We start from the raw sequence: 25,967 nt of genomic DNA, 5'->3' as shown, positions 1-25,967 counted from the left end.
CTTGGCCAACATCCAGAAGCGCCCCAATGGCCAATGGCGAGCTCGCTACCGTGACCTCGACGGCAAGGAGTACGCCCGCCACTTCGACCGCAAGATCGACGCCCAGCGATGGATCGACGAGGTCACGGCCAGCCTGGACACCGGTCAGTACGTCGACCCGCGATCGGCGAAGAAGCCCTTCAAGGAGTACGCGGAGGAATGGCGGGCCATCCAGCCGCACCGGCCTTCCACTGCCAAGGCGGTGGCACAGCACCTGCGCTGCTACGTCTACCCGGCGTGGGAGAAGCGGGCGCTCGGCGCAGTCAAGCCCGGTGATGTACAGAGCTGGATCACCAGCCTGACCACCACGCACGGGCTGGCCGCCAGTACCTCACGGACGGTCTTCAACACGGTCAACGCCGTCTTCCGGGCGGCTGTCCGTGACCGGATGATCCCCCACAACCCGTGCGCCGAGGCGAAGCTGCCCTCGGTGCCCCGGAAGAAGATCGTGCCGCTGGCCGTCGAGCAGGTGCGGACGTTGTCCGAGGAGATACCCTCGCGCTACAGGGGCCTCGTGCTGCTCGGCGCGGCCACCGGGCTCCGCCCCGGCGAGCTCTTCGGCCTCCAGCTCCGGCACGTGGACCTACTGCACGCGACCGTCTCGGTCGAGCAGCAGATCCAGCCGACCGCCAAGCACGGCGTGTACGTCTGCCCGCCCAAGACCGCTCGCTCGCATCGCACGGTCCCGCTCCCCCGCATGGCGGTGGATGCGATGGAGGCCCACCTGCGGGACTTTCCCGCCGATGGGCCCGAGGGCTGGATCTTCACGGCGCCGCAGGGCGGACCCGTGGTCTACACGCACTTCATGGACGCGTCCTGGCGGCCCGCCTGCGCGAAGGCCCGCATACCGAAGGGCACCAAACCCCACGCCCTCCGGCACCACTACGCCAGCCTGCTGATCAAGCACGGCGAGTCCGTGAAGACGGTCTCCGAGCGTCTCGGCCACACCAATGCGGCCATGACGCTGAACATCTACACCCACCTGTGGCCCGACTCCGAGGAGCGGACCCGGGCCGCCGTCGACAAGGCGTACGCGGACCAGTCCGCCGATGCCCAGCCACAGGTCGCCGAAGCGGCGTAGCCGCTCCCCCGCGCGCTGACCGAAGTCAGCACGCTGCGGACTCCGTGCGGACCGCAAAGGCCGCCCAACCCGCTCCGTCGCAGGTCAGACGGCCTTTCGCCGAACGTATTAGACGTTGAAGCGGAACTCCACCACGTCGCCGTCCTGCATCACGTAGTCCTTGCCCTCCATGCGGGCCTTGCCAGCCGCGCGGGCCTCGGCGACCGAGCCCGTCTCGACGAGGTCGTGGAAGGAGATGACCTCGGCCTTGATGAAGCCCTTCTGGAAGTCGGTGTGGATCACACCGGCCGCCTCGGGGGCCGTGGCGCCCTTCTTGATGGTCCAGGCGCGGGACTCCTTGGGGCCGGCCGTCAGGTAGGTCTGGAGGCCGAGGGTGTCGAAGCCGACGCGGGCCAGGGTGGCGAGGCCGGGCTCCTCGGCACCGACGGACTGGAGGAGCTCCATGGCGTCCTCCTCGTCCAGCTCGGCCAGGTCGGCCTCCAGCTTGGCGTTGAGGAAGATCGCCTCGGCCGGGGCGACGAGGGCGCGCTGCTCGTCCTTGAACGCCTCGTCGGTCAGCTCGTCCTCATCGACGTTGAACACGTAGAGGAAAGGCTTCGTGGTCAGCAGGTGGAGGTCGTGCAGGAGCTCCGCCTTCTCCGAGCCCTGGACGATGCCCTGCGAGAAGAGGGTGTCGCCCTTCTCCAGGATCGCCTGGGCCGCCTCCACCGCCGCGACCTTCGGGGCCACGTCCTTCTTGATCCGGGACTCCTTCTGGAGGCGCGGGAGGACCTTCTCGATGGTCTGCAGGTCGGCGAGGATCAGCTCGGTGTTGATCGTCTCGATGTCGTCCTTGGGCGAGACCTTGCCGTCGACGTGGACGACGTTCTCGTCCTTGAAGGCACGGATGACCTGGCAGATCGCGTCCGACTCCCGGATGTTCGCCAGGAACTTGTTGCCGAGGCCCTCGCCCTCGCTCGCGCCGCGCACGATGCCGGCGATGTCGACGAAGTCGACCGTGGCCGGGAGGATCCGCTGCGAGCCGAAGATCTCGGCGAGCTTGTCCAGGCGGGCGTCCGGCACGCCGACGACGCCGACGTTGGGCTCGATCGTGGCGAACGGGTAGTTGGCCGCCAGCACGTCGTTCTTGGTCAGGGCGTTGAACAGGGTCGACTTGCCGACATTCGGCAGGCCGACGATTCCGATCGTGAGCGACACGGTGGCGACTTCCCTATAAGGAGTGGATTCGGTGTGTCCCCAGTTTACGGGCGCACCGGACCGTCCCAAGACGGCGCTCTTCGCGCCAAGGTCACCCAAAGGGCGTGTCCCGCACCCGGTTCCCGGCCCCTTCCGACCTACGTTGGTGGGGTGGAGCAGCACAGGACACGCAAGCCGCAGCCCCGCCGCCCCGCCGGGGGACGGCCGAAGGCCCCTCTGACGCCGCCCGGCGCGCTGGTCGAGGGTGCGGCGGTCTACCGCGTCGCCGCCCGGCCGGGCCCGGGCCGGCCGCGGCTGGAGCGGCCCGCGCCGCCGGTGGTCGTGGCGCTGCGCAGGCTGCCCAGCCCCCGGCTCACCGGCCTCGGCGCCGGTCTGTTCGCGTCGGCCGTCATGCTGGTGATCGGCTTCCTCGACTGGCTTCTGTTCGACGGCTCGCCGCTGGTCTTCGGCCTGCTGTTCCTGCCGGTCAGCGCCCTGACGGCGCTCTGGGTCAGGACGGCCGACCTCGTGACAGCCCCGATCAGCGTGCCGATCGCCTTCGCCGTCGGCGTCGTGCCGATCTCGGGCGGTACGAGCGGGGTCGGCGGCCAGGCGATGGCCCTGGTCACGGCCCTCGCCGTGCACGCGGGGTGGCTGTACGGCGGCACCCTCGTGGCCGGTGTCATCGCGAGCGTGCGCAAGGTCCGGGACATGGGCCGCCGCCAGCGGGCCGCCGCGGCGGGCTCGCCCGTACGCCCCGTACGCCGTCCGGCACCCGAGCGCGGCTAGCGGGACGGGCGGGCAGCAGACCGGGCGCCACAAGCGCGGCGCGGCCGGGCCAGGGCGGGGCGGCGCGGACGGGCGGCGCAAGCCGGGGCGGGCGGCGTGGGCCGACGCGGCCGGGGGCGCCCCGGCGGCGTACGGCCCTGGCCACGCGGAACCGCTCGGCGCGGGCCCGGACCGCACGGGCCAGGTCCCCCGGGCGCCGTCCCCACCCCGTAACGGAAACCCCTATGCCGCCGGCCGCGCCGCCATCGCCGCGCCCACGATGCCCGCGTTGTTCTGCAGCTCCGCCGGGACGATCTCGGCCTCGATGCCCTCGATCAGGGGCAGGAACCGGTCCGCCTTGCGGCTGACGCCGCCGCCGATGATGAAGAGCTCCGGCGAGAACAGCATCTCCACGTGCGCCAGGTACTTCCGCAGGCGCCGGGTCGCCCAGTGCTCCCAGGTCAGGTCCTCGTCCTCGCGGGCCTTCGCCGAGGCGCGCTTCTCGGCGTCGTGGCCCTTGAGCTCCAGGTGGCCGAGCTCGGTGTTGGGCAGCAGCCGGCCGCCGGTGAAGACGGCCGAGCCGATGCCGGTGCCCAGGGTCAGCACGATGACGGTGCCCGTGCGGCCCCGGCCCGCGCCGAAGGACATCTCGGCGAGGCCGGCCGCGTCGGCGTCGTTGAGGACGGTCACCGGCAGTCCGCCGAGCCGCTCGCTGATCAGCCGGCCCGCGTCGACGCCGATCCAGCCCTTGTCCACGTTGGCGGCGGTACGGATCGTGGAGCCGGTCACGACCCCGGGGAAGGTGACGCCGACCGGCCCGGACCAGCCGAAGTTCCGTACGACCTCGACGACGCGGCCCACGACACCGTCGGGTGTCGCGGGCTGCGGGGTGAGTACCTTGTGGCGGGGCTCGGCCAGGTCGCCGCGGTCGAGGTCCACGGGGGCGCCCTTGATGCCCGATCCGCCGATGTCCACTCCGAAGACGTTCATGGACCCACCGTACGGGCCGGGCGGCGGCGTTACTCGCTTTCCACCAGTGCCGCCGCCTCCGCGCGCAGGTCCCGGTTGCGGAGCTCCTTGGGCAGCGAGAAGGTGAGCGACTCGTCGGCGGTCTTGACCAGCTCGACGTCGGCGTAGCCGCGCTCGGCCAGCCACTCCAGGACCTCCTGGACCAGCACGTCCGGGACGGAGGCGCCGGAGGACAGGCCGACGCTGGTGACGCCCTCGAGCCAGCTCTCGTCGATCTCGCTGGCGAAGTCGACCAGGTAGGCGGCGGGGGCGCCGGCCTGCTTGGCGACGTCGACCATGCGCTGCGAGTTCGAGGAGTTCTTGGAGCCGACCACGATGACCAGCTCGGCCTGGCCGGCGAGCTCCTTGATGGCCAGCTGGCGGTTCTGGGTCGCGTAGCAGATGTCGTCGGACGGCGGGGAGATCAGCTGCGGGAACTTCTCCTTCAGCGCGTCCACCGTCTCCATGGTCTCGTCGACCGAGAGCGTGGTCTGGGAGAGCCAGACGACCCGGGACGGGTCGCGGACCTCGACCTTGGCGACGTCCTCGGGGCCGTCGACGAGCTGGATGTGGTCGGGGGCCTCGCCGGAGGTGCCGATGACCTCCTCGTGGCCCTCGTGACCGATGAGGAGGATGTCGAAGTCCTCCTTGGCGAAGCGCACGGCCTCCTTGTGGACCTTGGTGACCAGCGGGCAGGTCGCGTCGATGGTCTTGAGGCGGCCCTGGCGGGCCTCCTCGTGGACGGTCGGGGCGACGCCGTGGGCGGAGAACATCACGATGTTGCCCGGCGGCACCTCGGTCGCCTGGTCGACGAAGATGGCGCCCTTCCGCTCCAGGGTCTGCACGACGTACTTGTTGTGGACGATCTCGTGCCGGACGTAGATCGGGGCCCCGTACTGCTCCAGGGCCTTCTCCACCGCGATCACGGCGCGGTCCACGCCCGCGCAGTATCCGCGGGGAGCGGCGAGCAGGACACGCTTCGGGCGGTTCGTCGCGGGCGTCGGCGCGGGCGTTGCAGTCATGGGCCCCATCGTAAGGCCGCGTCGGTCAGCGGTTTGCTCCCCGACGTGGCCGAAACTGGCGCCATGGCACAGGAAGCCCAGGTCGGGGAGCACGAGAGCCTTCGCCGGAATCTTGGATTCCGCGATCTTGTCGTGTACGGACTCCTCTTCATCGCCCCGATGGCACCGGTCGGCGTCTTCGGCACCCTCGACGCCAAGTCGCACGGGGCCGTCGCGCTCGTGTACGTGGTGGCGACCGTCGCCATGGCGTTCACCGCCTTCAGTTACGCGCAGATGGTGCGGGTCGCGCCGAAGGCCGGGTCCGTCTTCACGTACGCGCGGACGGCGCTGGGCGAGGGGCCGGGCTTCGTGGCCGGCTGGATGGCGATGCTCGACTACCTCCTCATCCCGGCGGTCGCGTACCTCTTCGCCGGCATCGCCATGGAGGCGCTGGTCCCCGGGGTGGACCGGTGGGTGTGGACGGGCCTCGCGGTCGTCCTGACGACCCTGCTCAACCTGTGGGGCGTGCGGGCGGCGGCACGGGTCGGCTTCGCGGTGCTGGCGATGGAGATCGTGGTGCTGCTGGTCTTCGTCGTGTCCGCGCTCGTGGTGCTCGTACGGGACGGGACGCGGCGCGACTGGTGGTCGCCGCTGACGGGGGACGCGGGGTTCTCGGCCGCGGCGGTCGTCGGGGCGGTGTCGGTGGCGGTCCTGTCGTACCTGGGGTTCGACGCGATCGCGTCCTTCGCGGAGGAGGTGACGGGGGGCTCCGCAAAGGTGGCGCGGGCGGTGCTGTTCTGCCTGGCGCTCGCGGGGGTGCTGTTCGTGGCGCAGACCTGGCTGGTGGCGCTGCTCGAGCCGATGTCGTCCGCGGAGCTGGCGGCGAATCCGTCGGCGCAGGGCTCGGCGTTCTACGACGCGGTGGATTCGGCGGTGGGCGACTGGCTGCACGATCTGGTCGCGGTCTCGAAGGCGATCGGCGCGGCCTTCGCGGCGCTGGCCGGCCAGGCGGCGGGCGGGCGCCTGCTCTTCGCGATGGGCCGCGAACGCCGTCTCCCGCACGTCCTGGCCCGTACGGACTCGGGCGTGCCGAGGGTGGCGCTCCTGGTGTCGGCGACGGTGACGATGATCGCCGCCGTGTGGGCGGCCCGCCGTGACGACGGGCTCGACCACCTGGTGTCGGTCGTCGACATCGGCGCCCTGACGGCGTTCGTCCTGCTGCACGCGAGCGTGGTGGGCTGGTTCGCCGTCCGCCGCATGGCGGGCCCGCCCCGCTGGCTGCCCCACCTGGTGGCCCCCGCCGTCGGAGCGGCGATCCTGGTCGCGGTGATCATCGAGGCGGCCCCCTCGGCCCAGGTGGTGGGCGTGGTCTGGCTGGGCGTCGGTCTGATCGTCCTCGCGGTGCAGGGGGTTCGGCGGCCGGTGGGGTAGTCCGGTCCGGGGGGCCCGGACGAGGCCGGGGACGAGCGGCGGTGTCCGCGCGTCGGCGCCGACGGCGGGCCGCTCCGCACCGCGCGCGTGCGGGCCGGGTCAGGCGGGTGGGCAGGCGTACGCCCTCGGCACGCGCCCCGCACGCGCCCCCTCCGCGCACCCGCCTCTGGCCTCGCACCGCGCAGCACCCCTCCGGCCCCGCACCGCGCGCCCCCCTCTGTCCGAGCCGCCCGTTACGCTCGGCGCATGGGTCTGAACACGTCTGCGGAAGCGCCGTTGCCCGTCGGCGAGGTCTCGCGGCTCATCGGGGGGTGGATCGACCGGTTGGGGGCCGTCTGGGTCGAGGGGCAGATCACGCAGTTGTCGCGGCGGCCGGGGGCCGGGGTCGTGTTCCTGACGCTGCGGGATCCGTCGTACGACATCTCGATCAACGTCACCTGCTACCGCCAGGTCTTCGACGCCGTCGCCGACGTCGTCTCGGAGGGCGCGCGGGTGGTCGTGCACGCCAAGCCGGAGTGGTACGCGCCGCGCGGGCAGCTGTCGTTGCGGGCGGCGGAGATCAGGCCGGTCGGGATCGGGGAGCTGCTGGCCCGGCTGGAGCAGCTGAAGCGGAGCCTGGGCGCGGAGGGTCTGTTCGCGCTGGACCGCAAGAAGCCGCTGCCGTTCCTGCCGCAGCTGGTCGGTCTGGTCGTCGGCCGGGCCTCGGCCGCCGAGCGTGACGTCCTGGAGAACGCGCGGCGGCGCTGGCCGGCCGTCCGGTTCGAGGTGCGGAACGTGGCGGTGCAGGGTGTGAAGGCCGTGCCGCAGGTCATCCAGGCGGTGAAGGAACTGGACGCCCACGACGACGTGGACGTGATCATCGTGGCACGGGGCGGCGGCAGCGTCGAGGACCTGCTGCCGTTCTCGGACGAGCAGCTGGTCCGCGCGGTCGCCGACTGCCGTACGCCGGTGGTGTCGGCGATCGGCCACGAGCCGGACTCGCCGCTGCTCGACCTGGTCGCGGACCTGCGGGCCTCCACGCCGACGGACGCGGCGAAGAAGGTGGTCCCGGACGTGGGCGAGGAGCTGGAGCGCGTGCGGGGCCTGCGGGACCGGGCGCTGCGGTGTGTGCGCGGGCTCCTCGAACGGGAGGAGCGGGGCCTCGCGCACGCACTGGCCCGGCCGGTGATGGAGCACCCCCAGCGGATGGTGGAGGTAAGGGAGGACGAGCTGGACGCGCTGCTGGCCCGGAGCCGGCGGACCCTCGGCCACCTCCTGGACCGGGCCGACTCCGAGCTGTCGCACACCCGGGCGCGGGTCCGGGCGCTGTCGCCGGCGGCGACGATGGAGCGGGGGTACGCGGTGCTGCAGCGGGCGGACGGCTCGGTGGTGCGGGACCCGGAGGAGGTCGCGGTGGACGAGCGGCTGCGGGCCCGGGTCGCCGCGGGCGAGTTCACCGTGCGCCGGGTGGCCGAGCCCGACCCCGGCGCCGCCTGACCTCCCTCTCCCCGCCCCCGCCCGTACGGAAGACGACGAACCAACATGGAGGACGGCATGGCAGCCGGCACGGAAGAGACCGCTCTCGGTTACGAGCAGGCGCGCGACGAGCTCATCGAGGTCGTCCGGCGCCTGGAGGCGGGCGGGACGACCCTGGAGGAGTCGCTGGCGCTCTGGGAGCGGGGCGAGGAGCTGGCGAAGGTGTGCCGGCGATGGCTGGAGGGCGCGCGGGCGCGGCTCGACGCGTCGCTGGCCGCCGAGCGGGCGGCGGAGGAGACCGCCGAGGCCGAGTAGCCGCGGAGCCGCGACGGCCAGCGGCAGGCGCGACAGCCCGCGACAGGCGCGACAGGCGCGGCGGGTGCGGCGGGTGCGGCAGTGCCCAGCCCGCGGCAGGTGCCACAGCCCGCGGCAGGCACGTCACTCAGGCGCGGCAGGCGTGGCAGCGCCACAGCCCGCGACAGGCGCACAGGCTCACCGGCTCACCGGCTCACGGGCGTCGCGACAGCGGCCATACGCGCAGGTCATCACGGTCCGGCGGCCCCAACCCTGTGAACCGGATCACTATCCACTTCGTTTAGTTGAAAGTTCACCTACTCCGGGCGTACTGTCGTGACATCGCTCGATCCCCCCGACGGGCGACCCCGCAGTCCGGAAGGTACGCAGCATGTCCCTCGCCCTTGACCCCGCCGCCCAGGACCTCCTCTTCCGCGAGGCCCGCACGGCCAACACGTTCACCGACGAGCCGGTGACCGACGAGCAGGTCCAGGCGATCTACGACCTGGTCAAGTACGGCCCGACCGCCTTCAACCAGAGCCCGCTGCGCATCACACTGGTCCGCTCCCCCGAGGCCCGCGAGCGCCTGGTCGCGCACATGGCCGAGGGCAACCAGGCCAAGACCAAGGCCGCCCCGCTGGTCGCGATCCTCTCCGCGGACAACGAGTTCCACGAGGAGCTCCCGGCCCTGCTCCCCCACTTCCCGCAGGCCAAGGACATGTTCTTCGCCGAGCGCCCGGTCCGTGAGCAGTCCGCGCTGCTGAACGCCGCGCTCCAGGCCGCCTACTTCATCGTCGGCGTCCGCGCCGCCGGTCTGGCCGCCGGCCCGATGACGGGACTCGACTTCGCGGGCGTCCAGAAGGAGTTCCTGGACGACGACCACACCCCGCTGATGGTGGTCAACATCGGCAAGCCGGGCGAGGACGCCTGGTTCCCGCGCTCCCCGCGCCTCGCCTTCGACGAGGTCATCACCACCGTCTGACACGTACGGGAAAGCCGTGCGGCCACGCCGTACGGGAAGGGCCCCGGTGCACACCGCACCGGGGCCCTTCGCCGTACGTGCGGCAGGCGCCGCTCCGCCCGCCGTACGTCGCCCGCCCTACGCCTTCTGCGCCTTCTGCGCCTGGAGCGAGCCCGCCATCTGAGCGAGCCGCTCGAACGAGGCCGTGCCGGTCACCACGGTCGTCACACCGCCCTCGGAGCGCACCAGGGCGTCGTACTTCGGCCCCTCCCAGCGCTGCCAGACCTGCCCGGCGACCGTCTGGGTCTTCCCCGAGTCCTTCGCCTGCAGGGTGACCTCGGGGACGTACTTCTTCGGGTCCTCGGTCGACTGGTTGACCGCCACGTACTGGGTGTCGGGGTCCAGGAAGCCCAGCCGCCAGGCGTTGTGGTCCTCGCGCTTGTACGAGACGACCGTCGCCCGCCAGTCCTCGCCGAGGCCCTCCGGGGCCAGCACCGGATACGGCGCCGCCCGCTGGGCCGTCAGGAGCTCCACCCGGTAGTCCTTCGTCCGGACCGGGTTCGCCTTCTCGTCGTGCGGGATGAAGAGATACATCACGCCCGCGGCGACCATGATCACCGCGAGGGACTGGAACATCCCGCGTACCGTCTGTCTGCCTCGCATACCTGCCACGCACCCATGGTCGCATCATGGTGGTGTGCTCATACGTGGGGCCCTCTGCTCAATATGTCGGCCTGACGATAGAGTCGCATCACCCTCTTCATCCCGGCCGTCGCCGTACAGAAAGGTGCGCTCCGATGACCGAGCACCACTTGCCGCCCGAGCTGGAGGTCTCCCCCGAGGCCCCCGACCGCAACCTCGCCCTCGAACTGGTCCGCGTCACCGAGGCCGCCGCCATGGCCGCCGGCCGGTGGGTCGGCCGCGGGGACAAGATCGGCGCGGACGGCGCTGCGGTGAACGCCATGCGGACCCTGATCTCCACCGTCTCGATGAACGGCGTCGTCGTCATCGGGGAGGGCGAGAAGGACGAGGCGCCCATGCTGTTCAACGGCGAGCGGGTCGGTGACGGCACCGGCGCCGAGGTCGACATCGCCGTCGACCCGATCGACGGCACCACGCTCAACGCCAAGGGCATGCCGAACGCGATCGCCGTCATGGCCGCCGCCGACCGTGGCGCGATGTTCGACCCGTCCGCGGTCTTCTACATGGACAAGCTCGTCACCGGCCCCGAGGCCGCCGACTTCGTCGACATCAACGCGCCCGTCTCGGTCAACATCCGCCGGGTCGCCAAGGCCAAGGGCATGACGGCCGAGGACGTCACCGTGGTCATCCTGGACCGGCCGCGTCACGAGGGCATCGTCAAGGAGATCCGCGAGACCGGCGCCCGGATCAAGTTCATCTCCGACGGCGACGTGGCCGGCTCCATCATGGCCGCCCGCGAGGGCACCGGCGTCGACCTGCTGATGGGCATCGGCGGCACGCCCGAGGGCATCATCTCGGCCTGCGCCATAAAGTGCCTGGGCGGTGTGATCCAGGGCAAGCTGTGGCCCAAGGACGACGCCGAGCGGCAGAAGGCCCTCGACGCCGGTCACGACCTGGACCGGGTGCTCACCACCCACGACCTGGTCTCCGGCGACAACGTCTTCTTCGTCGCCACCGGCATCACCGACGGCGAGCTGCTGCGCGGCGTGCGCTACCGCTCCGAGACCGCCACCACCCAGTCGCTGGTCATGCGCTCGAAGTCCGGCACGATCCGCCAGATCGACTCGACCCACCGGCTCGCGAAGCTGCGCGCCTACAGCAAGATCGACTTCGACCGGGCGAAGTAACCCGCCCCCGCGGCCGGGCCACCGCGCCCGGACCGCGACGCGGCGAAGACGGTACGAAGAGGGGCGCCCCCATGTGCGGTGGGGGCGCCCCTTCCCGTACGGGTGGCGGGACCCGTCAGCCTGCCGTCGGCCGGCCGTCAGCCCGCCTTGGCGATCCGCTCGGCGCGCTCGGCCGCCGCGGCCTTGCGCAGCTCGACGTCCCGGCGGCGGCGCCGGGCCAGCACGACACGGCGCTCGGCGGCGGTGAGCCCGCCCCACACCCCGTACGGCTCGGGCTGGAGCAGCGCGTGCTCCCGGCACTCGACCATCACGGGGCAGCGGGCGCAGACCCGCTTGGCGGCTTCCTCGCGGGAGAGCCGGGCGGCGGTGGGCTCCTTGGAGGGGGCGAAGAAGAGTCCGGCCTCGTCCCTCCGGCACACCGCCTCCGTGTGCCAGGGACCGGCCTCGTCCTCCCGAGCGGGGATACGCTGGGGCGGCACGGCGGCGGCGACCCGGAGGGGCTGATGCGGCGTGTGCAGCACGGTCTACTCCTGACGACGGCTTCCGCGGGCGAGCGACGATGCCCCAAGCCCTACCCGTTGTGCGCGCGCCTATGCACTGCGTGGCTCCGCAGCCCGGACACCGGACGGCGAAATCCGGTCACCGCCCGCAGCTGAGACGCCGTTCAGTGGCCGTCAGTGGCCGAGATGTCGACGGAATTTGTCCTGAACCCGGTTCTGCAGGTCGGTGACCCACGCGCCGCGCCGGGGTCTGGCCTCCACGTTCCCGAAGACCGCGTAGCCGTTGACGACCACGACCGGGGCCTGCGGGTCGGCACCCTCCAGGGTCACCACCTCGAAGTTGCCGAAGATGCCGGTGCCGGTGCCGCGCAGCGTGATGTTCTCCGGGACGCGCACCTCGACGTGGCCGAAGATCGAGGTGGCGTTGATGGTGGTGAGCCGCTGGGCGAAGATCGCCTCGGTCAGGTCGATCTCGATGCTGCCGAAGAACGAGAAGGCGTTGGTCCTGCGGCCCACCCGCCAGCGTCCCTTCCGGGTGGAGGCGGAGAAGACGGCGACCATCGTGTCCGCGGGGCCGTCGGTGTCCTCGGGGCCGTAGAGCGGGGCCGGCGCGGGGGTCGTCCGGGTCCCGGGGGCGGGCAGGTCCCGCACGATCGGCTCCAGCTCGCCGACGGTCTTGGCGCGGTAGACGGCGTCGATCCGCTCCGCGTGCTCCTCGGGATCGATCCGCCCCTCGGCGAGGGCCTCCCTGAGGATGTCCGCGATCCGGTCCCGGTCGGCGTCCGAGGCCCGCAGCGAGCCCTGCGGATCGGCAGGCGCGGGCCCGGTAGCGGGCGCGGGCGCCGGGGCGGGGGCGGGCGCGGGCGCCGAGGCGGGGGCGGGCCCGTCCGGAGCGACCGGCTGCTGGGGCTGCTTTTCGAGGTCCACGAACTCAGCCTAGCGAAACGCGATAGATCGCGACCAGGGGCGCAAGCCGTGTCCTGTGGACAACCCGCAAACCCGCTCCCGGGCGTGGGCTGTGGGCAACCCGCAAACCCGCTTGCGCCCGTGTCCTGTGCACGACCCCCGCGAACCCGCTCCCTTGCGCGCACCGTGGACAACCCGCCACCGCTCGCCCGCGGGCGGCAGAACACGCCGTTCCGGCGTGGTCGCGGCCGCTAGTGAGCCTTACCTCACAGGATCCGGGCCGCACCCGCGTCTTACGCTGGAGGGCGCGCCCGCCAACGGAGGCGGCGCGCTGCTGTCTGCCGAGTGAGGATTGCCGCCGTCATGCCAGAGTTTGCGTACTCCGATCTGCTCCCCCTGGGAGAGGACACCACGCCCTACCGCCTGGTGACCTCCGAAGGCGTCTCCACCTTCGAGGCCGACGGCCGTACGTTCCTCAAGGTCGAGCCGGAGGCCCTGCGCAAGCTGGCCGCCGAGGCCATCCACGACATCCAGCACTACCTGCGCCCGGCCCACCTGGCCCAGCTGCGGAAGATCATCGACGACCCGGAGGCGTCGAGCAACGACAAGTTCGTCGCGCTCGACCTCCTGAAGAACGCGAACATCGCCGCCGCGGGCGTCCTGCCCATGTGCCAGGACACCGGCACCGCGATCGTCATGGGCAAGCGCGGCCAGAACGTCCTCACCCGCGGCGAGGACGAGAAGGCGCTCTCCCAGGGCATCTACGACGCGTACACCAAGCTCAACCTGCGCTACTCGCAGATGGCCCCGGTGACCATGTGGGAGGAGAAGAACACCGGCTCGAACCTGCCCGCGCAGATCGAGCTGTACGCGACCGACGGCGGCGCGTACAAGTTCCTCTTCATGGCCAAGGGCGGCGGCTCCGCCAACAAGTCCTTCCTCTACCAGGAGACCAAGGCGGTCCTGAACGAGGCCTCCATGATGAAGTTCCTGGAGGAGAAGATCCGTTCGCTGGGCACCGCCGCCTGCCCGCCGTACCACCTGGCCATCGTGGTCGGCGGCACCAGCGCCGAGTTCGCGCTGAAGACCGCCAAGTACGCCTCCGCGCACTACCTGGACGAGCTGCCCACCGAGGGCTCGGCCGAGACCGGTCACGGCTTCCGCGACAAGGAGCTGGAGGAGAAGGTCTTCGAGCTCACGCAGAAGATCGGCATCGGCGCGCAGTTCGGCGGCAAGTACTTCTGCCACGACGTCCGCGTGGTCCGCCTGCCGCGCCACGGCGCCTCGCTGCCCGTCGCGATCGCCGTCTCCTGCTCGGCCGACCGCCAGGCCGTCGCGAAGATCACCGCCGAGGGCGTCTTCCTGGAGCAGCTGGAGACCGACCCGGCGCGCTTCCTGCCGGAGACCGAGGACGCGCACCTGGACGCGGGCGAGGTCGTGAAGATCGACCTCAACCAGCCGATGGACGACATCCTGGCCGAGCTGACCAAGTACCCGGTGAAGACCCGGCTCTCGCTGACCGGCCCGCTGGTCGTGGCCCGTGACATCGCGCACGCCAAGATCAAGGAGCGCCTGGACGCGGGCGAGGAGATGCCGCAGTACCTGAAGGACCACCCGGTGTACTACGCGGGCCCGGCGAAGACCCCCGAGGGGTACGCCTCCGGCTCCTTCGGCCCGACGACGGCCGGCCGGATGGACTCCTACGTGGAGCAGTTCCAGGCGGCGGGCGGTTCGAAGGTCATGCTGGCCAAGGGCAACCGGAGCAAGCAGGTCACGGACGCGTGCGGCACGCACGGCGGCTTCTACCTGGGCTCGATCGGCGGCCCGGCGGCCCGGCTCGCGCAGGACTGCATCAAGAAGGTCGAGGTCGTCGAGTACGAGGAGCTCGGCATGGAGGCGGTCTGGAAGATCGAGGTCGAGGACTTCCCGGCGTTCATCGTGGTGGACGACAAGGGCAACGACTTCTTCCAGAACCCGGCCCCGGAGCCGACCTTCACGCACATCCCGGTGCGCGGCCCGGGTCTCGCCTGACCCCCTGATCTCTGACGCCCCCCGGTCCCCCGCGGACCGGGGGGCGTCGCGTTGTCGGTCGCCGCTCAGAAAGTGGCTACCGACTGGTAGCCCTCTGGTCGCCTACCGGCCAGTATTGGCCGCGAGCATGTCAACTACTGAGCCGGTCGACCACTCGGGAGCCCCCCATGCCCTCCGCCAAGGCCACCAAGGCCACCACCGCCGCCGCCACGCTCGGACTGACGGCCCTCCTCGTCGTCGGGCCCGCCCCCGCCGCCTCCGCCGCCGATCCGGACACCCACGTCACCTCCACCGCCGCCCTCGCGGACATCGACTACGGGACCTGGCGCCGTGACGTGGCGGCGGTGGTCGCCGAGGCGCGGCCGTACATCGAGAAGCGGGCCGAGGACGCCGGACGCGAGAAGCAGGCGATCGTCCTCGACATCGACAACAGCTCGCTGGAGACGGACTTCCACCCCTTCTGGGAGCTGCCGACCCCGGCCATCCCCGAGGTGCGCGAGCTGGTCCGCGACGCCCATGACCGCGGTGTGGCCGTCTTCTTCGTGACCGCCCGCCCCGGGATCATCCACTCCCTCACCGACTGGAACCTGAAGCAGGCCGGCTACCCGGTCGACGGGTTGTACGTGCGCTCCCTGCCCGACCTGTTCGCCGAGGTCGGCGCGTACAAGACGCAGAAGCGCGCGGAGATCGAGGGCAAGGGCTACACGATCATCGCGAACATCGGCAACAACACCACCGACCTGGTCGGCGGCCACGCCGAGCGCGCGTTCAAGCTGCCCGACTACGGCGGAAAGCTGTCCTGACCCACCCGCTCCCCCGGCGGCCGCCGCCGGGGGCCCGCCGCCGGTCGTGGATGATGAGCGCATGCCAGAGAGAGCACCGATACGTACGGCGGTCCCCGCCACCCTGCTGGCGGCCGGGCTGCTGCTGACCGGCTGCGGTACACAGGCCGCCCCCGCGGCGCCCGCCGCCCCGCCGCCCGCCGCTCCGTCGAAGAGCGCCGCCGCCGCGCCCGAGGTCGCCGCCCCGGCCGGGTCGCTCGGCGGCGCCGGGAGCGCCTGCGTCCTGCCGGTCACCTTCTCGCTCGCCAAGGGCTGGAAGCCGAAAGCGATCGACGTGCCCAAGGACCCTGATCTCGCCGACGCCCTCGAGGGGCTCTACCGGCAGGGTCCGGCCACGGCCGTCTGCGAGGTGGACGCCAAGCCGTCCGGCAACATCGGCTTCCTTCGGGTGTGGACGGCCCCCAAGGGCTCGGCACGGGGCGCGCTGGAGGCCTTCGTGAAGGCGGAGGACGGCTCCCGCAAGGCGGTCTACGCGGAGACGAAGGCGGGCGCGCTGCCCGCCGTCGAAGTGACGTACGCGGTCTACAGCGAGCTCATGGAAGAGACGAGCGACAAGCGCGCCCTCGCCGTCGCCACCCCGAAGGGCGTGGTCATCGTCCACCTCGGCGGCCTCGACTCCGAGGAGCACAAGGAGATGCTGCCGGCGTACGAGCTGGCGAGGACGTCCCTCAAGGTCTCCTAGCCGCCTCCTCGCCGCCTCCTTGCCGTCCTCCCGCCGTACCCCCTAGCCGTCCCCTCGCCGGCTGGGCCTTGCGGCCCCGAGGCGGCCGTGGCCCCCGTCCCGCACCGGACGGGGGCCACGGGGCTTCGCGGGCGGGACGGTTAGGCGACGAACCGCTGGTTCGCCGAGCCGTCGCAGCTCTGCAGCCGGATCGGCTGCCTCGCCGCGCCCTGGGTCAGGCACAGGCCGGTCGCCGCGGCCGGGCGGAGGGTGTCGCCGTCCCGGACGAACTTCTGGTGGGCGGCGCCGTGGCAGTTCCACAGGACGAGTGCCGCGCCGGCCTGGTAGCGGGCGCCCGGCACGTCGAGGCAGCGGTCCTGGGTGAGTTCGGTGTGGACGCTCCGGCGTGCGGGGTCGTACCACCAGCCCTGGTTGCGGCCGCCGTGGCAGTCCCAGCCGAGGACGGCGGTGCCGTTGGCGGACGCGGAGGCGTCGACGTCGAGGCAGTTGCCGGTGGCGGCGTTCTTCAGCGGCTTGTAGACGTCGTCCCAGGCGAACGGGAACAGCACCGGGCTGCCGGAGGAGTTCACGTCCGCGCAGCTCGCCTCGCGCAGCGAGGAGCCGTAGAGCTGGGTGAGGCAGGACGCGAAGGCCGCGTGGCCGCCCTTGTTGGGGTGGAAGGACTGGCGTACGGAGTTCTCGTCCGGGGTGCCCGGCTTGGAGAGGTCGATGTAGAGGCCGCGGGCCCAGGTGTCCTCCATGCAGACCTCGTGGCCGTGGAAGAGCCGCGAGTTGTCGAGGTAGACCGCGCCGGTGGCGGCGGCCGCCCTGCGCATGCCGCGCTCGAAGGCGGGGACGGCGGTGTTGCGGCCCCAGACGGTGTCGGAGTCGTAGCCGAGGCCGCCGCAGGCGAGCTTGCCGGGGAAGTCCGGGTTGTCGTGGAAGTCGGGGCCGATGGGGCTCGGGTAGCCCATGACGACGAGTTTGTAGTCGCCGTCGGCGTACCCGGCGTCGCGCATGACGGCCTTGAGGTCGCGGACGGTCTGCTCGACCTTGGGGACGAGGCCGTCGACCCTGGCCTGCCAGCCGGGCGCGTACTTCGGCTCACAGGGGCCCTGGAGGAGCAGATAGCGCTGGACGCAGTCGGTCATGACGGGACCGAACTGGAGGTCGTCGTTGGCTCCGGCGACGAGCAGCACCATCTTGATGCGGGTGTTGCGCGCCTTGATGGCCAGGCTGTCGCTCTGGACGAGCTCGTCCGCGTACTGCTTCGACCCGCCGATGCGGATGTTGCCGGTGTACGCGCCGGAGCAGGACACGTTGAAGGTGAGGTCCGCGGGGATTCGGGTGCGGTGGATGGCGGCGTCGGGCGAGCGGTGGCACCAGTTGGTGGGGCCGTTGGTCGGCGGCTCGTAGGTGCCGACGCCCTCGCCGGAGATCTCGCTGTCGCCGAGCGAGATGAGGCCGGTCTTGCGCTGGGCGAGCGGGCGTTCCTCCGGGGAGCCGTAGATCTTGGTGGCCTCGGCCGCCCGGATCGCCTCCAGCTCGGGCGGGAGCGGTACGGAGGTGATTCCGGCCGTGGTCGCCGTGTCGGCCGCGCCGGCGGGTGCGGCGGCCGTCATGGTTCCGAGGAGTGCCGCGGCCGCGGCGCCGGCCGCGATCGTCCATCGGAGTCTGTACCTGGTGCGCGTCATTGCGCCTCCTGGAAGTGGGGTTACCCACGGTTTTTACTGGCCGGTAAACGACTTGGGAATACGTCGAACAAGACAAGTGCTCAACTTTTAGAGGAGGTTGACGAACCATGAGCAACGAAGAGGCCGGCTCGGACGGCTACCGCGTCGAACACGACTCCATGGGCGAGGTACGGGTGCCCGCCCACGCCAAGTGGCGCGCCCAGACCCAGCGCGCGGTGGAGAACTTCCCCGTCAGCGGACAGCGCCTGGAGCGCGCCCACATCGAGGCACTGGCCCGCATCAAGGCCGCCGCCGCCAAGGTGAACGCCGAGCTCGGCGTGATCGACGCGGACCGGGCGGAGGCGATCGTCTCGGCCGCCGAGGAGGTCGCGGAGGGGCGTTGGGACGCGCACTTCCCGGTGGACGTCTTCCAGACCGGCTCGGGCACCTCGTCCAACATGAACGCCAACGAGGTGATCGCCACGCTCGCCGGGGAGCGCCTGCCGAAGGGCCGGGAGGTGCACCCCAACGACCACGTGAACGCCTCCCAGTCGTCCAACGACGTCTTCCCCTCCTCCATCCACATCGCCGCCACCGCCGCCGTCACCCACGACCTGATCCCGGCGCTCGATCATCTGGCCGCGTCCCTGGAGCGGAAATCAGCCGAATTCGCGAGCGTGGTGAAGTCGGGCCGTACGCATCTGATGGACGCCACCCCGGTCACCCTCGGCCAGGAGTTCGGCGGCTACGCGGCCCAGGTGCGGTACGGGATCGAGCGGCTGCGCTCCGCCCTGCCGCGGCTCGCCGAACTGCCGCTCGGCGGGACCGCCGTGGGCACCGGCATCAACACCCCGCCCGGCTTCTCGGCGGCCGTGATCGCCGAGGTGGCCCGCGTCACCGGGCTGCCGTTCACCGAGGCCCGTGACCACTTCGAGGCCCAGGGCGCCCGGGACGGACTGGTGGAGACGTCCGGGCAGCTCAGGACCATCGCCGTATCCCTCACGAAGATCGCCAACGATCTGCGCTGGATGGCGAGCGGCCCGCGCACCGGACTGGCCGAGATCAATCTGCCGGACCTCCAGCCCGGCTCGTCGATCATGCCGGGCAAGGTGAATCCGGTCATCCCCGAGGCGGTGCTCATGGTCGCCGCGCAGGTGACCGGAAACGACACCACCGTCGCGGTCGCGGGCGCCGCCGGGAACTTCGAGCTCAACGTGATGCTCCCGGTGATGGCCAAGAACCTCCTGGAGTCGGTCCGGCTGCTCGCGGCCGCCTCCCGCCTCCTCGCCGACCGCACGGTCGACGGGATCACCGCCAACGCCGAACGGGCCCGCGAGTACGCCGAGTCCTCGCCGTCCGTCGTCACCCCGCTGAACAAGTACATCGGCTACGAGGAGGCCGCCAAGGTCGCCAAGAAGTCCCTCGCCGAGCGGAAGACGATCAGGGAGGTCGTCCTGGAGTCGGGCTACGTGGAGCGCGGCGACCTCACCCTGGAGCAGCTCGACGAGGCCCTGGACGTCCTGCGCATGACTCATCCGTGACCTTCGCCGCAGCGGTGCCGGGGACCCACCCCTAAGATCTGCGCATGACAGGATCCGGCCGTCCCAGACACTGGGCGCCAGGGGACCAGATCCTCTGGCGCTACCGCGACAACGGCACCGGCGACGTGCACATCTGCCGCCCGGTGACCGTGGTCCAGGACACCCCGGAGCTCCTCGCGGTCTGGATGGCCCCCGGCACCGAATGCGTCAAACCGGTCCTGGCCGACGGCACCCCCGTCCACGAGGAGCCGCTGGCCACCCGGTACACGGCGCCGCGCACCACCACCCGGTCGCGCTGGTTCGGCACCGGCGTGCTCAAGCTGGCCCGGCCCGAGGACCCGTGGTCGGTGTGGCTGTTCTGGGAGCGGGGCTGGCGCTTCCGCAGCTGGTACGTGAACCTGGAGGAGCCCCGCACCCGCTGGTCCGGCGGCATCGACTCCGAGGACCACTTCCTCGACATCTCGGTCTACCCCGACCGCAGCTGGCTGTGGCGGGACGAGGACGAGTTCGCGCAGGCCCAGCGCGCCGGCCTGATGGACGCCGGGCAGGCGGCCCGGGTCAGGGCGGCCGGTGACGCGGCCGTCGAGCTGATCCGGGCCTGGGGGGCGCCGTTCTCGGACGGCTGGGAGGACTGGCGGCCCGACCCCGCCTGGCCGGTGCCCGAACTGCCCGCGGACTGGGATCTCATTCCGGCGCACACGGCACCATGAGACCCTTGATGCGCCCCCGGGGTGCAAACGTAGGATCGTCCTCCGCAAGCACTCGACCGATCGGACCGCACGTCAGAGAACCGGCACGGCACAGGACCTGACCACGAGTCACCCGCTAGTCATCCACGATTGCTTCTTGAGGGGGAGAGCAGTGCCGGACCTGTGCGCGGCTGTGCGGACGCCCTCCTCCACATCGACCTCGTGCCGGTGGTTTAGGGCCGCCGAAGGCGCGGCATCGGCGAGAAGAGCGCGTGCAACGCACCACCGGCCCGGACGGACGGAATCCCAGGCGTGACGGAGCATCCCACCTCCCACGAAGGCCGCAAGGCGATGGCTGCCCGGCCGCAGGAACGCACTCGCCCCCGCCAGGAGACGGCGGCGACGACGGCGGGGGCAGCGGCTCCGGCGGCTGCCGTCGCCGTGCCCGCGCCGGCGCCCGGAGGCGGCAACGGCAACAGCGGCGGCGGTCAGACCGGCGCCGAGGCCGCGGCCCGGCGCGAGGGCGAGCGGCTGCGGTTCGTGGGCGCGGCGACCCGGCGGATCGCGCGCGGACTCGACCTCGACGAGATCGTGCTCGGCCTGTGCCGGGCGACGGTGCCGACCTTCTCCGACGTGATCCTGGTGTATCTGCGCGACCCGCTGCCGGTGGGCGACGAGCGCCCCGCCGAGCCCTTCGTGCTGCGGCTGCGCCGCACCGACCGGCTGCGGTTAACGGACCTGGAGGGCGAGGAACTGGTCCTCGTCCCGGACCCCGACCCGACGCCGGCCGCCGAGCTGTGCGAGGTCCGCTCGGGCAGCGCGCTCGCCGAGGTGCTGCGCGGGGTGCGGCCGGTGCCCGGCGACTCCGCCGCCGCGCGGGCCGCGCTGCCGGAGCTGCTCGGCCAGGACCACCCGGTGCCCGGCGGGCAGCGGGCCATACTCGCGCCGCTGCGGGGGCGGCGCCGGGTGATCGGCGCGGCCGTGTTCCTGCGCCGGCCGGAGCGGGCCGGGTTCGAGCCCAACGACCTGCTGGTCGCCGCGCAGTTGGCCACGCACACCGCCCTCGGCATCGACAAGGCGGTGCTGTACGGGCGCGAGGCCTACATCGCGGACGAGCTCCAGCGCACGATGCTGCCGGACTCGCTGCCGCAGCCGACGGGTGTGCGGCTCGCCTCGCGCTATCTGCCCGCGGCCGAGACGGCCCGGGTCGGCGGCGACTGGTACGACGCGATCCCGCTGCCCGGAAGCCGGGTCGCCCTGGTCGTCGGCGACGTCATGGGCCACTCCATGACCTCGGCGGCGATCATGGGCCAGCTGCGCACCACCGCGCAGACCCTGGCCGGGCTCGACCTGCCGCCGCAGGAGGTGCTGCACCACCTGGACGAGCAGGCGCAGCGGCTCGGCGAGAACCGGATGGCGACGTGCATGTACGCGGTGTACGACCCGGTCTCGCACCGGATCACCATCGCCAACGCGGGCCACCCGCCGCCGATACTGCTGCACCTGGGCGGCCGGGCCGAGGTGCTGCGGGTGCCGCCGGGCGCGCCGATCGGCGTGGGCGGGGTGGACTTCGAGGCGGTGGAGCTGGACGCGCCGGCCGGGGCCACGCTGCTGCTGTACACAGACGGTCTGGTGGAGTCCCGGCTGCGGGACGTGTGGACCGGCATCGAGCAGCTGCGCGAGCGGCTGGCGGCGACGGCCCAGCTGACCGGGCCCGACCACTCGCCTCCGCTGGAGGCGCTGTGCGACGACGTGCTCGACATGCTGGGGCCGGGCGACCGGGACGACGACATCGCGCTGCTCGCGGCCCGTTTCGACGGGATCGCGCCGAGCGATGTGGCGTACTGGTTCCTGGAGCCGGAGGACGCGGCCCCGGGGCGGGCGAGGCGCCTGGCCCGGCGGGCGCTCGCCCGGTGGGACCTGGAGGAGCTGACGGACTCCGTCGAGCTGCTGATCAGCGAGGTCGTGACCAACGCCGTGCGGTACGCGGAGCGTCCGGTGACGCTGCGGCTGCTGCGGACGGACGTGCTGCGCTGTGAGGTCGGCGACGACTCGCCGCAGCTGCCCCGGCAGCGGCGGGCGCGGGACACCGACGAGAGCGGGCGCGGTCTGTTCCTGGTGAACCGGCTGGCCCGGCGATGGGGCGCGACCCGGCTCTCGGGCGGCAAGGTGGTGTGGTTCGAGCTGGCCACGCGCTGAGCCGCGTGCCGCCGTGACCTCGTACGGGACGACGGCCGGGCCCCTGGGCGGGGGCCCGGCCGTCGTCGTACGAGCGGTCCTTCGTCAGTCGCGGGGGCGGCCCCCGGCGCCGCTGTCGCCGTCCGGGAGGGGCGGGAGCGTGGGATCGGTCGTCTTCGTCGACGTCGGCTCCGGCGGGACGGTGACGTCCGGGGTGGTCGGCTCCGGAGGAGTCGTGACGTTCGGCGTGGTCGGCTCCGGAGGCGTGGTGGGCTCGTCGGTGGCCGTCGCGGTGGGCGTCGGCGAGCCGGTGGACCGGGTCGGCGTCGGGCCGGTGTCACCGCCGGAGGTGCCGTCGGTCTCCAGGTCGAACGGGGTGTCCGAGCCGCCGCCGAGCGCCCGCTCGGTGTAGGCGCCCCAGATCTGCGCCGGGGTGCGGCCGCCGTTGGCGCGGCCGGGGTTGATGGTGTCGGTGAGGGTGACCTGGTTGCCCTTGGTGTCCTCGCCGAAGAGGCCGACGGCGGTGACCAGTTCGGGGGTGTAGCCGACGAACCAGGCCGAGCGGTTGTTCTCGGAGGTGCCCGTCTTGCCGGCCGCGTGGTAGTCGCCGGCGGCCCGGAAGCCGGAGCCGGACTGGACGACGCCCTGCATGGCCTTGGTGGTGGTGTCGGCGGCCACGCGGCTGATGACCCGCTCGCCGATGGACTTCACCGGCTCGGCGGTGCGGTCCTTGTGCTCGGCGGACTTGACCAGGGTCGGGGTGACCTTGACGCCGTGGTTGTCGAGGGTGGCGTAGGCGCCGGCCATGTCGACGGTGGAGGCGCCCATGACGCCGAGCGACATCGCCGGGGTGGCGCCGAAGTCGGCGCCGTCCTTCATGCCGAGGGCGAGGGCGGTCTGCTTGGCCTTGGCGGGGCCGACGTCCACGATCATCTGGGCGTAGACGGAGTTGATGGAGTTGTTGGTGGCCTTCTGGACGGTGACGGGGCCGTAGCTGCGGTCGTCCTCGTTCTCGGGGGCGAAGGCGATGTCGCTGCCGACGACCGGGCGCTTGCTGGTGCCGTCGTAGATGGTGCCGAGGCCGATCTTGCGGCCGTCCTGGGTCTCGGCGCCGTTGTCGAGCGCGGAGGCGAGCACGATGGGCTTGAAGGTCGAGGCGGGCTGGTAGTCGCGCCGGGTGGCGTTGTTGGTCCAGTGCTCGGTGGCGCCGACCCCCCCGTACATGGCGACGATCGCGCCGGTCTTCGGGTCGACGGAGGTGGCGCCGGCCTGGACGGTGGCGTCCTTCTCGTCGCCCTTGCGGTCGAGCTTGTCCTCCAGCTGCTCGTCGACCGACTTGACCAGGGCCTTCTGCTTCTTCTCGTCGATGTTGAGGGTGACGGTCCAGCCGCCGGCCTTGAGGTCCTCCTCGCTGACGCCCTGGCGCATCAGCTCCTGGTTGGCGGCCTCGACGATGTAGCCGCTCTGGCCGCTGAGGCCCTTGGGGGCCTTGGGCTTGTGCGGGACGGGGAACTTCATGCCGGAGCGCCGGGCGGTGTCCAGCCAGCCCTCCTCGACCATGTTGTCGAGGACGTAGTTCCAGCGCTCCTCGACGAGCTTGCGGCCCTCGGGGCTGGCGGAGGTCCAGTCGTACTGGCTGGGGGCCTGGAGCAGGGAGGCGAGGTAGGCGCCCTGGCCGACGGTCAGCCGGGTGGCGTCGATGCCGTAGTAGGCCTGGGCGGCGGCCTGGATGCCGTAGGCGTTGCGACCGTAGTAGCTGGTGTTCATGTAGCCGGCGAGGATCTCCGGCTTGGACATGTTCTGGTCGACCTTGAGCGCGATGACCATTTCCTTGAGCTTGCGCGTGGCCGTCTGGTCCTGGCTCAGGTAGTAGTTCTTGACGTACTGCTGGGTGATCGTCGAGCCGCCCTGCTTGCCCTTGCCCGTGACGGTGTTCCAGGCGGCGCGGACGGTGCCCTTGATGTCGACGCCGTGGTCCTTGTAGAAGGTCTTGTTCTCGGCGGCGACGAAGGCCCGCTGGACGTCGACGGGAACCTTCTCCAGGCCGACGATCTCACGGTTGATCTTGCCCGTGCGGGCCATGACCTTGCCGTTGGAGTACTTGTAGACGTTGCTCTGCAGCGTCGCGTCGGCGTTGGCCGTCGGCACCGGGACCATCAGGTAGAGCGCGTAGAAGGCGCCCATCGCGAGCAGGCAGCCCACGAAGAACGTGCCCAGGAGTTTCTTCCAGGTGAAGAGGCGGCGTATGCGTCCGCCCTTCCTCGCCTGGCTCGTGCCCGTTCGGCCCATGTCCTCGTTCGCTCCGCTCGTCGTCGAATCAGCTCAGCAAGCTAACACCGCCCATCGCGACAAAGCGCGACCCATCCGGCTTTCCGGGCGTGAGAATCAGCACCCACTCCCGAACCGTCTCCCGACGGAACGACGCTCCACGGGTCCGGATGGTTGTGTGCGCCCGGTCACAGGCAGCCCGTTCGAAGGGTGTCATTCCCGCCGAGGGCGCCCGCCACCAGGGCTATACATCGCGTGTATACACCCCGTGTACAGTGACGGGCATGTCCATCGGTCACACCCTTCTCGGACTCCTGGAGTCCGGCCCGCGCCACGGCTACGACCTCAAGCGCGCCTTCGACGAGCGCTTCGGCCACGACCGGCCCCTGCACTACGGGCAGGTCTACTCGACCATGTCCCGGCTCCTGAAGAACGGCCTCGTCGAGGTCGACGGCATCGAGGCCGGCGACGGCCCCGACCGCAAGCGGTACGCGATCACCGAGGCCGGCATCACCGACGTCGAGCAGTGGCTCACGACGCCCGAGAGGCCGGAGCCGTACCTCCAGTCCACCCTCTACACCAAGGTCGTCCTCGCCCTGCTCACCGGCCGGGGCGCCGCCGAGCTGCTCGACGTCCAGCGCGCCGAGCACCTGCGCCTGATGCGCGAGCTCACCCGGCGCAAGAAGGACGGCGACCTCACCGACCAGCTCATCTGCGACCACGCCCTCTTCCACCTGGAAGCCGACCTGCGCTGGCTCGAACTGACCGCCGCCCGCCTCGACCGGCTCGCCGAGGAGGTCCGCCGATGACCAGCGGCACACCGCTCCTGAAGGCCGACGGGGTGGACAAGGCCTACGGACCGACCCCGGCCCTCGTCGGGGCCGACTTCTCCCTGCGCGCCGGGGAGGTCGTCGCCGTGATGGGCCCCTCCGGCTCCGGCAAGTCCACCTTGCTGCACTGCCTCGCCGGCATCGTCCGCCCCGACGCCGGCACCATCCACTACAACGGGCGCGAGCTCACCGCCCTCAGCGACGCACGGCGCAGCGCCCTGCGCCGCTCCGACTTCGGCTTCGTCTTCCAGTTCGGCCAGCTCGTCCCGGAGCTCACCTGCGTCGAGAACGTCGCCCTCCCGCTGCGCCTGAACGGCGAGCGGCGCCGGCACGCCGAGACCCGGGCCCGCGAGTGGCTGGCCCGCCTGGAGGTCGAGGACGTGGCCGGAAAGCGCCCCGGCGAGATCTCCGGCGGCCAGGGCCAGCGGGTCGCGGTCGCCCGCGCGCTCGTCACCGCCCCCCGGGTGATCTTCGCCGACGAGCCGACCGGCGCGCTCGACTCCCTCAACGGCGAACGCGTGATGCGGCTGCTCACCGACGCCTCCCGGGACACGGGTGCGGCCGTCGTCCTGGTGACGCACGAGGCGCGGGTCGCCGCGTACTCCGACCGCGAGATCGTGGTCCGCGACGGCTCCGTACGGGACACGGAGTGGGCGGCATGAGCGAGACCGGCACCGGCACGGGCATGAGCGAGACCGGCACCTCCACCGGCGGGAGCGAGACCGGGACGAGCGAGACCGGGACGAGCGAGACCGGCCTCGGTACGGGCACGGGGACGAGCGACGCCACCAGCGGTACGGGCACG

General features: G+C 71.8%; 23 protein-coding genes. 15 read left to right on the top strand and 8 right to left on the bottom strand.

All coding sequences use genetic code 11. The annotated features are described in order from the left end of the window. The first annotated feature begins 1 nt into the window (after position 1). Positions 2–1,120, top strand: coding sequence for a site-specific integrase (locus ABTZ91_RS19680; protein WP_352078451.1), 1,119 nt, complete (start codon positions 2–4; stop codon positions 1,118–1,120). 108 nt (positions 1,121–1,228) lie between these two features. Here the strand turns inward: ABTZ91_RS19680 and ychF are convergent, their stop codons facing one another. Further along, entirely contained in the window at positions 1,229–2,317 is a 1,089-nt protein-coding gene (gene ychF / locus ABTZ91_RS19675) for a redox-regulated ATPase YchF (RefSeq protein WP_352078450.1), read from the bottom strand. A 150-nt stretch (positions 2,318–2,467) separates the two neighbouring features. On the opposite strand from ychF, the gene ABTZ91_RS19670 reads away from it, so the two are divergent. After that, positions 2,468–3,085 (top strand): DUF6542 domain-containing protein, encoded by a 618-nt coding sequence (locus ABTZ91_RS19670; RefSeq protein WP_407077992.1) that lies wholly within the window; start codon positions 2,468–2,470, stop codon positions 3,083–3,085. 222 nt (positions 3,086–3,307) lie between these two features. Here the strand turns inward: ABTZ91_RS19670 and ppgK are convergent, their stop codons facing one another. Both ppgK and ABTZ91_RS19660 read right to left on the bottom strand, forming a co-directional pair. Continuing rightward, on the bottom strand, positions 3,308–4,054 hold the full coding sequence (ppgK, locus tag ABTZ91_RS19665; RefSeq protein ID WP_352078449.1) for a polyphosphate--glucose phosphotransferase: 747 nt from the start codon (positions 4,052–4,054) through the stop codon (positions 3,308–3,310). 29 nt (positions 4,055–4,083) lie between these two features. Beyond that, a complete protein-coding gene (locus tag ABTZ91_RS19660) occupies positions 4,084–5,103 on the bottom strand; it encodes a 4-hydroxy-3-methylbut-2-enyl diphosphate reductase (RefSeq protein WP_352078448.1) in 1,020 nt (339 codons plus the stop codon). Positions 5,104–5,157: 54 nt separating this feature from the next. Here ABTZ91_RS19660 and ABTZ91_RS19655 point away from each other — a divergent pair, with 54 nt between their 5' ends. From ABTZ91_RS19655 to ABTZ91_RS19640, 4 genes are all read left to right on the top strand, one after another. Further along, positions 5,158–6,504: an APC family permease gene (locus ABTZ91_RS19655; protein ID WP_352078447.1), complete on the top strand. Its 1,347-nt coding sequence runs from the start codon at positions 5,158–5,160 to the stop codon at positions 6,502–6,504. A gap of 246 nt (positions 6,505–6,750) precedes the next feature. Beyond that, positions 6,751–7,980 (top strand): exodeoxyribonuclease VII large subunit, encoded by a 1,230-nt coding sequence (gene xseA / locus ABTZ91_RS19650; protein WP_352078446.1) that lies wholly within the window; start codon positions 6,751–6,753, stop codon positions 7,978–7,980. 57 nt (positions 7,981–8,037) lie between these two features. Next, a complete protein-coding gene (locus tag ABTZ91_RS19645; protein WP_352078445.1) occupies positions 8,038–8,274 on the top strand; it encodes an exodeoxyribonuclease VII small subunit in 237 nt (78 codons plus the stop codon). A 370-nt stretch (positions 8,275–8,644) separates the two neighbouring features. Next, on the top strand, positions 8,645–9,235 hold the full coding sequence (locus ABTZ91_RS19640) for a malonic semialdehyde reductase (protein WP_352078444.1): 591 nt from the start codon (positions 8,645–8,647) through the stop codon (positions 9,233–9,235). A 117-nt stretch (positions 9,236–9,352) separates the two neighbouring features. Here ABTZ91_RS19640 and ABTZ91_RS19635 read toward each other — a convergent pair whose 3' ends face one another. Further along, positions 9,353–9,877 carry a DUF4245 domain-containing protein gene (locus tag ABTZ91_RS19635; protein WP_352078558.1) on the bottom strand — a complete coding sequence of 175 codons (525 nt, stop codon included), beginning with the start codon at positions 9,875–9,877 and terminating at the stop codon, positions 9,353–9,355. Positions 9,878–10,011: 134 nt separating this feature from the next. Here ABTZ91_RS19635 and glpX point away from each other — a divergent pair, with 134 nt between their 5' ends. Beyond that, positions 10,012–11,043, top strand: a complete 1,032-nt coding sequence (gene glpX / locus ABTZ91_RS19630; protein WP_352078443.1) for a class II fructose-bisphosphatase — start codon at positions 10,012–10,014, stop codon at positions 11,041–11,043. 137 nt (positions 11,044–11,180) lie between these two features. On the opposite strand, the gene ABTZ91_RS19625 is transcribed toward glpX, so the two are convergent. Together ABTZ91_RS19625 and ABTZ91_RS19620 are read right to left on the bottom strand one after the other, a co-directional pair. Further along, a complete protein-coding gene (locus ABTZ91_RS19625; RefSeq protein WP_352078442.1) occupies positions 11,181–11,564 on the bottom strand; it encodes a WhiB family transcriptional regulator in 384 nt (127 codons plus the stop codon). Positions 11,565–11,717: 153 nt separating this feature from the next. Beyond that, positions 11,718–12,470 carry a DUF1707 domain-containing protein gene (locus ABTZ91_RS19620; RefSeq protein ID WP_407077991.1) on the bottom strand — a complete coding sequence of 251 codons (753 nt, stop codon included), beginning with the start codon at positions 12,468–12,470 and terminating at the stop codon, positions 11,718–11,720. A 342-nt stretch (positions 12,471–12,812) separates the two neighbouring features. Between ABTZ91_RS19620 and ABTZ91_RS19615 the strand changes: the two genes are divergently transcribed. From ABTZ91_RS19615 to ABTZ91_RS19605, 3 genes are all read left to right on the top strand, one after another. Then, complete coding sequence (locus ABTZ91_RS19615) at positions 12,813–14,480, top strand: fumarate hydratase (RefSeq protein WP_352078441.1); 1,668 nt, start codon at positions 12,813–12,815, stop codon at positions 14,478–14,480. A 167-nt stretch (positions 14,481–14,647) separates the two neighbouring features. Further along, positions 14,648–15,283: an HAD family acid phosphatase gene (locus ABTZ91_RS19610; RefSeq protein WP_352078440.1), complete on the top strand. Its 636-nt coding sequence runs from the start codon at positions 14,648–14,650 to the stop codon at positions 15,281–15,283. 61 nt (positions 15,284–15,344) lie between these two features. Further along, complete coding sequence (locus ABTZ91_RS19605; protein ID WP_352078439.1) at positions 15,345–16,004, top strand: lipoprotein; 660 nt, start codon at positions 15,345–15,347, stop codon at positions 16,002–16,004. Between the two features lie 140 nt (positions 16,005–16,144). Here ABTZ91_RS19605 and ABTZ91_RS19600 read toward each other — a convergent pair whose 3' ends face one another. Next, the gene (locus tag ABTZ91_RS19600; RefSeq protein ID WP_352078438.1) at positions 16,145–17,677 is read right to left on the bottom strand and encodes a ricin-type beta-trefoil lectin domain protein; all 1,533 of its coding nucleotides are present in this window, start codon (positions 17,675–17,677) and stop codon (positions 16,145–16,147) included. Between the two features lie 107 nt (positions 17,678–17,784). Here ABTZ91_RS19600 and ABTZ91_RS19595 point away from each other — a divergent pair, with 107 nt between their 5' ends. The 3 genes from ABTZ91_RS19595 (at position 17,785) to ABTZ91_RS19585 (ending at position 22,085) form a co-directional block, all read left to right on the top strand. After that, entirely contained in the window at positions 17,785–19,197 is a 1,413-nt protein-coding gene (locus tag ABTZ91_RS19595; protein WP_352078437.1) for a class II fumarate hydratase, read from the top strand. Between the two features lie 44 nt (positions 19,198–19,241). Next, on the top strand, positions 19,242–19,907 hold the full coding sequence (locus ABTZ91_RS19590) for a DUF402 domain-containing protein (RefSeq protein ID WP_352078436.1): 666 nt from the start codon (positions 19,242–19,244) through the stop codon (positions 19,905–19,907). A 291-nt stretch (positions 19,908–20,198) separates the two neighbouring features. Next, positions 20,199–22,085 carry an ATP-binding SpoIIE family protein phosphatase gene (locus tag ABTZ91_RS19585; protein ID WP_352078435.1) on the top strand — a complete coding sequence of 629 codons (1,887 nt, stop codon included), beginning with the start codon at positions 20,199–20,201 and terminating at the stop codon, positions 22,083–22,085. Between the two features lie 84 nt (positions 22,086–22,169). Here the strand turns inward: ABTZ91_RS19585 and ABTZ91_RS19580 are convergent, their stop codons facing one another. Beyond that, positions 22,170–24,353, bottom strand: a complete 2,184-nt coding sequence (locus ABTZ91_RS19580; protein WP_352078434.1) for a transglycosylase domain-containing protein — start codon at positions 24,351–24,353, stop codon at positions 22,170–22,172. Between the two features lie 263 nt (positions 24,354–24,616). Here ABTZ91_RS19580 and ABTZ91_RS19575 point away from each other — a divergent pair, with 263 nt between their 5' ends. After that, positions 24,617–25,141, top strand: a complete 525-nt coding sequence (locus ABTZ91_RS19575; protein ID WP_352078433.1) for a PadR family transcriptional regulator — start codon at positions 24,617–24,619, stop codon at positions 25,139–25,141. Further along, positions 25,138–25,824: an ABC transporter ATP-binding protein gene (locus ABTZ91_RS19570; protein ID WP_352078432.1), complete on the top strand. Its 687-nt coding sequence runs from the start codon at positions 25,138–25,140 to the stop codon at positions 25,822–25,824. The genes ABTZ91_RS19575 and ABTZ91_RS19570 overlap by 4 nt, the downstream gene beginning before the upstream one ends. Positions 25,825–25,967 lie beyond the last annotated feature (143 nt).

The sequence above is a fragment of the Streptomyces sp. NPDC126499 genome (genome assembly GCF_040302485.1).
In the GTDB taxonomy this organism is placed as follows: Bacteria; Actinomycetota; Actinomycetes; order Streptomycetales; family Streptomycetaceae; genus Streptomyces.
Note: the sequence above shows the minus strand (reverse complement) of the source record. Positions and strands in the feature narration are given on the sequence as shown.